Annotated in this window: 7 protein-coding genes; all 7 read left to right on the plus strand. The window is 74.4% G+C overall.

The genetic code is table 11. The annotated features are described in order from the left end of the window. Positions 1–599 precede the first annotated feature (599 nt). Positions 600–980 carry a hypothetical protein gene (locus tag ACFU7Y_RS38775; protein WP_380771179.1) on the plus strand — a complete coding sequence of 127 codons (381 nt, stop codon included), beginning with the start codon at positions 600–602 and terminating at the stop codon, positions 978–980. Between the two features lie 102 nt (positions 981–1,082). Continuing rightward, complete coding sequence (locus tag ACFU7Y_RS38780) at positions 1,083–1,508, plus strand: phage tail protein (RefSeq protein WP_224283543.1); 426 nt, start codon at positions 1,083–1,085, stop codon at positions 1,506–1,508. 54 nt (positions 1,509–1,562) lie between these two features. Continuing rightward, the gene (locus ACFU7Y_RS38785; protein ID WP_224283542.1) at positions 1,563–2,285 is read left to right on the plus strand and encodes a LysM peptidoglycan-binding domain-containing protein; all 723 of its coding nucleotides are present in this window, start codon (positions 1,563–1,565) and stop codon (positions 2,283–2,285) included. Beyond that, entirely contained in the window at positions 2,282–4,060 is a 1,779-nt protein-coding gene (locus tag ACFU7Y_RS38790) for a VgrG-related protein (RefSeq protein ID WP_224283541.1), read from the plus strand. The genes ACFU7Y_RS38785 and ACFU7Y_RS38790 overlap by 4 nt, the downstream gene beginning before the upstream one ends. Before the next feature lie 56 nt (positions 4,061–4,116). Next, positions 4,117–4,434, plus strand: a complete 318-nt coding sequence (locus ACFU7Y_RS38795) for a PAAR domain-containing protein (RefSeq protein ID WP_224283540.1) — start codon at positions 4,117–4,119, stop codon at positions 4,432–4,434. Next, complete coding sequence (locus ACFU7Y_RS38800) at positions 4,431–4,868, plus strand: GPW/gp25 family protein (RefSeq protein WP_224283539.1); 438 nt, start codon at positions 4,431–4,433, stop codon at positions 4,866–4,868. The genes ACFU7Y_RS38795 and ACFU7Y_RS38800 overlap by 4 nt, the downstream gene beginning before the upstream one ends. Next, positions 4,868–5,655 (plus strand): putative baseplate assembly protein (locus tag ACFU7Y_RS38805; RefSeq protein ID WP_380771180.1); only part of this gene is annotated, 788 nt, incomplete at its 3' end. The genes ACFU7Y_RS38800 and ACFU7Y_RS38805, both read left to right, overlap by 1 nt.

Raw genomic sequence — 5,655 nt, forward strand, 5'->3', positions numbered from 1 at the left:
GTCCGGTACGGCTCCGCCCCCCGGGTGCGACTGCGCCGCGCGGAGTGGTGGCCGCTGTGCAACGTGCGTTCTCCCGGCGTTCGTCGGAGCCGGCGGCCGGCCGGACGGCGGCCGGTCACCCGACGGCCCACGGAGGTCCGGCGGCGCCCACCGCCACGGCGGTCGCTGTCGCACCCGCGGCCCCGCCACGCGTCCTGCCCGGTCGACCCCGTGCCGCAGTACCGGACGTGAGCGTCCCGGCACGTCCGTGGGCAGGACAGCCGCAGCCGCAGCCGCAGCCGCAGCCGCAACCGCAACCGCAACCGCAACCGCAGCCCGGCGCCACGAGCGCGGGCCGCCCGGCCCCGCGGCGTGCCGCCATGCCGACGACGTCCGCAGGGCGTCCGAGCCCCGGCGCCCCCGGTTCGCCGTCCGGCCCGGCGAGCGCCCCGCACCCGCCGGTCGTCCGGCTCAGGCCGGTGACGGCCCCGCCGATCCAGCGCCTTCCGGCCACGTCCCGGCCTCCGCAGCCGGCGCCGGCGCAGCCGCCCGTCCTCGCGTCTCCGTCGGGCACGGGCTGGTCGGCGGGCCCGCAGCCCGCCACCGCGCCGGCGCCCGTCGTGTCATGGTCCCTGCCGACCGGGCACGCCACGAACGCCCCCGCCGTACGGTCCGCACCGCCCGCACCACAGGCACCGACCTCGCCGTCCGCGCCCGGCACGGCACGCGTGCTGCAGCGGGTGGCCGAGCAGAACGGCCTGACCGGGATTCCGCTGACCGCCGTGCCCGCACGCACCCCCACCACGGTGCAGCGTGCCGTAGAACCCCCTGCGAAGGCCCCCGGGAGCGCCCCCGGCGGACCGCCCGCCGAGCCGCCCGCGGACCCCGCCGACCTCGACGAACTGGCCCGGCGGCTGGTCGAACCGGTCGGCCGGCTGCTGCGCACCGAACTGCGCAGGGGCCGGGAGCGCAGTGGCAAACCGTACGACATGCGCCGCTGAGCGTGGACCGGAACGCGGATCAGCACGCGAACCAGAGCGTGGACCAGGCGGACGGCCGGCAGGAGGCCGCAGCGACGTGACCGGAAGCAGGGAGCGGAACCGATGACCGACAACATCTTCGCGTCCAGTGTGTTCTTCAGCCTGACCATCGGCGGCAACGACCTGGGCGAGTTCACCACCTGCTCGGGGCTCGGCGCCCAGGTCGAGATCGAGCAGTACGCGGAGGGCGGCAACAACGGCTTCGCCTGGCAGTTGCCGGGCCGCATCACCTGGTCGAACATCACGCTGACCCGGGCGGTCACCGCGGACACCACCAAGATCGCCCGCTGGCTCGCCGAGATCGTCCGGAAGGTCGAGCCGAAGGACGGCGAGATCGTGGCGCTGCGGCCGGACCTGAGCCGGATCGTCGGCTGGCAGGTGCTCGGGATCGTTCCGGTGCGCTGGGAGGGCCCGTCGTTCGACCCGGCCAACTCCCAGGCCGCGATGGAAACCCTGGAGATCGCCCACGCCGGCCTGCGCCCGTCCTGACCCCACCCCGCACCCCCAGCCCCCCGCCGCCCGGCCCACGGAAGGAGCACCAGGATGTCCCCAGCGGTCCCCGCGAGCGTCACCCGGGCCCAACTGACCATCATGGAGCCACCGTCCACGGTCGGCGCCCAGCCCGGCGGCACGCTCGCGCAGCTCCGGCTCCAGTTCAACCCGGCGACCCTGGTACTGCGCAAGACCACCGAGTGGCGGCGCACCCCGTCCCGGATGGCGGGCGAGTCCGCGCTGCCCGAGTTCGTCGGCAGCGGTCCGCGCTCGCTCTCCCTCGACGTGTTCCTGGACTCCACCGCGACCCACGACAACTCGGTGGAGCGGGCGGTGGAGCAACTGATGACGGCCTGCGTACCCACCCCGACCAGCCTGGCGCGCAAGACGCCGGCCAGCCCGTGGATCCGGCTGGACTGGGGCACCCTGAAGACCACGTCGTTCAACGGGGTGCTGACCGGCCTCTCGGTCACCTACTCGCTCTTCGACGTCGACGGGAAACCGCTGCGGGCGGTCTGCTCGCTCAGCATCGACGAGGCCAGCGTCGACCCGGCCGGCCAGAACCCGACCTCCGGCTCGCCGGAGGCCCGCAGCACCCACCGGGTGATCGCCGGCGACAGCCTGCCGCTGCTCGCCTGGCGCGCGTACGGGGACGCCACCGCCTGGCGCACCATCGCGGAGGCCAACGACATCGACGATCCGCTGGCGCTGGTCCCCGGCGCGGAGCTGATCGTGCCGGGGATCGACGAACTCACCCAGGGCGGACGGCCATGACCACTCCCGAGGCCCGCGGCGGCCGGTCCTTCGCCGCGGATCCCGTCGTCGAGGCGCCGGGCCCGCTGCCGCCGATCTGGGCGACCCAGCTGGTCTCCTGCGACATCGAGGAGAGCGTCGGCCTGCCCGACACCGCGGTGCTGTCCTTCCGGGACGCCGACCACACCTTCCTCGCCGCCACCGGGATCACCATCGGTACTCCGCTGCGGGTGTCGGTGGTCACCGTCCAGGGGAACACCCGGGCACGGCTGTTCACCGGCGAGGTGACCGCGCTGGAGCTGGAGGTGGACACCACGGGCTCGTACACCGTGGTGCGGGCCTCCGCGGTCACCCACCGGCTGATGCGCGGGCGCCGGGTGAAGGCGTTCCGGAACATGACGACCGCCGACATCGTCCGTGAGGTCGCCGCGGGAGCGGGTCTGACCTGCGGGAAGGTCGACTCCTTCCCGGTCGTCCACCAGCAGCTCTCCCAGGCGAACGTCCCGGACTGGGAGTTCCTCCAGTTCCTGGCCCAGGAGAGCGGCGCCCAGGTGCGGGTGGACGACGACGGGAAGCTGGAGTTCGTCCGCCCCGAGCCCGCCTCCGGCGCACCGGCCCCCTCCACCCCCGCGCCGCAGAACCCGCTGGTCCTGGAGTACGGCCGCAACCTGCTGGAGCTGCGCGGCGTGCTGACCGGCGCCGGAGGAGCGGACACGGTCGAGGCGCGCGGCTGGAACGTCACCACCAAGAGCGCCCTGGTCGCCACCGAGCCCGCGGTGACCTCCCGGACCGTGCAGCCGGGGATGAGCCCCTCGGCGGTGACCTCCGCCTTCCCCGGCCAGGCCCGGCTGACCGTCGCCGACACCCCGTACCGCACCCAGGCGGAGACCGCCTCGGTGGCCCGGTCGCTGGCCGCCTCGGTGGCGGCCGGATTCGGCGAGCTGGAGGTGGTCGCCGAGGGCAACCCGCGGCTGCGGGCGGGCACCGCGGTCGCCCTGGGCAACGTCGGCGCCGCCTTCTCCGGCCGCTACACCGCCACCGGTGTGCGCCACCTGCTCGAACCGTTCCGCGGCTACCGCACCACCGTGGTGGTCAGCGCGGCCCCCGACCGCTCGCTGGCCGGTCTGACCAGCGGCGGCAACGCGCCGCCGCGCGGGCCGCGGATGCCGGGCCTGGCCGTCGCCGTGGTCACCGACGTCCGGGAGCCGGGCGGCGGGCAACGCGGCTGGGTGAAGCTGAGGTTCCCCTGGCTGGACGACGCCTACGTCTCCGACTGGGTGCGCACCGTGCAGTGGGGCGGTGCCGGGGGCGGCGGCGTGGTCAGCCCCGAGGTCAACGACGAGGTGCTGGTCGGCTTCGAGCAGGGCGACCTGGACAGCCCGTACGTGCTGGGCGGGCTCTACAACGGCGTGGACCGGCCCTCCCCGCACGACGTGCCGCTGGTCGACGCGGCCGCCGGCAAGGTCAACCGCCGCTCCGTGGTGTCCCGTTCGGGCCACCGGATGGAGCTGCTGGACGTGCCCGGCGGAAAGTCCGGCGTCCGGCTGGCGAGCGGGGACGGGAAGCTGGAGGTCAGCCTGGACCAGCAGCGCGGCGAGATCGTGCTGACCGTCCACGGCCTCGGCGGCGCGGCCGGCAGCACGGTGCGGCTCTCCTCCTCCGGCATCACCCTGGACGCGGGCACCGGAACGGTGGACGTGCGCGGCGGATCCGTCACCGTCCGGGGGACGACCTCCGTCACCGTGGACGGCGGCGCCGAGGCGGTGCTCAAGGGGGCCTTCGTCCGGATCAACTGACGGAACGTCATGTCACACCTACCAGCAGACACCACCATCGGAAACGGAGACCGCACATGCCTCCCGCAGCCCGGACCGGCGACCTCACCGACCACGGCGGCGCCCTCACGACCCCGCCGCCGGGCGCCCTCAAGGTGGCGACCGTGCTGATCGGCGGCCGCCCCGCCGCCGTCGTCGGCACCGTGCACGCCTGCGTCGTCCCCCCGCACCTGGCTCTGGGCCCCGGCAACCTCGTCATGCCCTCCCCGGGCGCGGTCACCGGGGGAGTGGTGCTGATCGGCGGCCTGCCCGCGGCCCGCATGGGCGACAAGACGACCTGCGGCGCGACCATCACCACCGGCGCGTTCAACGTCCTGATCGGGGGCGGCGTATGACGAGCAGCTTCATCGGCCGCGGCTGGGCCTTCCCGCTGCGGGTGAACGCCACCGGCGGCATCGGCATGGTGGACCGGGACCGGGAGCTCGCGGAGGCGATCCGGCTGATCCTCGGCACCGCCCCCGGCGAGCGGCCCATGCGGCCCGAATTCGGCTGCGGCATCCACGAGTACGTCTTCGCCCCGGGGGACAGCACCACCGCCGGGCGGATCGCCCGCGAGGTGCGCATCGCGCTGGAGCGCTGGGAGCCGAGGATCGAGGTCGACGACGTGGTGATCGCCTTCGACAGCGTCGAGGAGGGCACGCTCTACATCGACGTCCACTACACCGTGCGGGCCACCAACGACCGCCGCAACCTGGTCTTCCCCTTCTACACCATCCCGGAGCACCCGGGCGCGGACTCCCTCGACACGGTTGACGGGGGTGAGCGCTGATGGCACTGCCCTCCCCGAACCTGGACGACCGCCGCTTCCAGCAGCTCGTCGACGAGGCCAAGCGGTACGTCCAGCAGCGTGCCCCGGAGTGGACCGACCACAACGTCTCCGACCCGGGCGTCACCCTGATCGAGACCTTCGCCTACCTCGTGGACCAGCTGCTCTACCGGCTGAACCGGGTACCGGAGAAGAACTACGCCGCCTTCCTCGACCTGCTCGGCATCCGGCTCTTCCCGCCCGCCGCGGCCCGGGCCGAGGTCGACTTCTGGCTCTCCGCCCCGCAGCCCGAGACGGTCCTGCTTCGGGCCGGCACCGAGGTCTCCACGCTGCGCACCGAGACCGACGACGCGGTGGTCTTCTCCACCGCCGAGGACCTGCCGATCGTCCCCTGCTCGCTGGAGCGGCTGGTCACCGTCTCCGCTTCCGGCGAGCAGTCCGACGGCACGGCCAGGCTGGCCGACGGCGCGGACGTGCCGTGCTTCCAGCCGCGCCCGGCAGCCGGGGACGCCATGCTCTTCGCCCTGCCGACCGTGGTGCCGCGCTGCATCCTGATCGTCCGGCTGGACAGCCGGGTGGAGGGCGTCGGTGTCGACCCGCGGCAACCGCCGCTGGCCTGGGAGGTGTGGGACGGCGCGCGCTGGATCGCCTGCGAGACCGGCAGCGACACCACCGGTGGCCTCAACCGGCCGGGCGAGGTGGTCGTCTTCGTGCCCGCCGGGCACACCGCCTCGGTGGTCGCCGGCCGGCGGGCCGGCTGGCTGCGCTGCCGGGTCACCGAGCCGCAGCC

This window comes from Kitasatospora sp. NPDC057542, from assembly GCF_042801945.1.
Taxonomy (GTDB): Bacteria; Actinomycetota; Actinomycetes; order Streptomycetales; family Streptomycetaceae; genus Kitasatospora.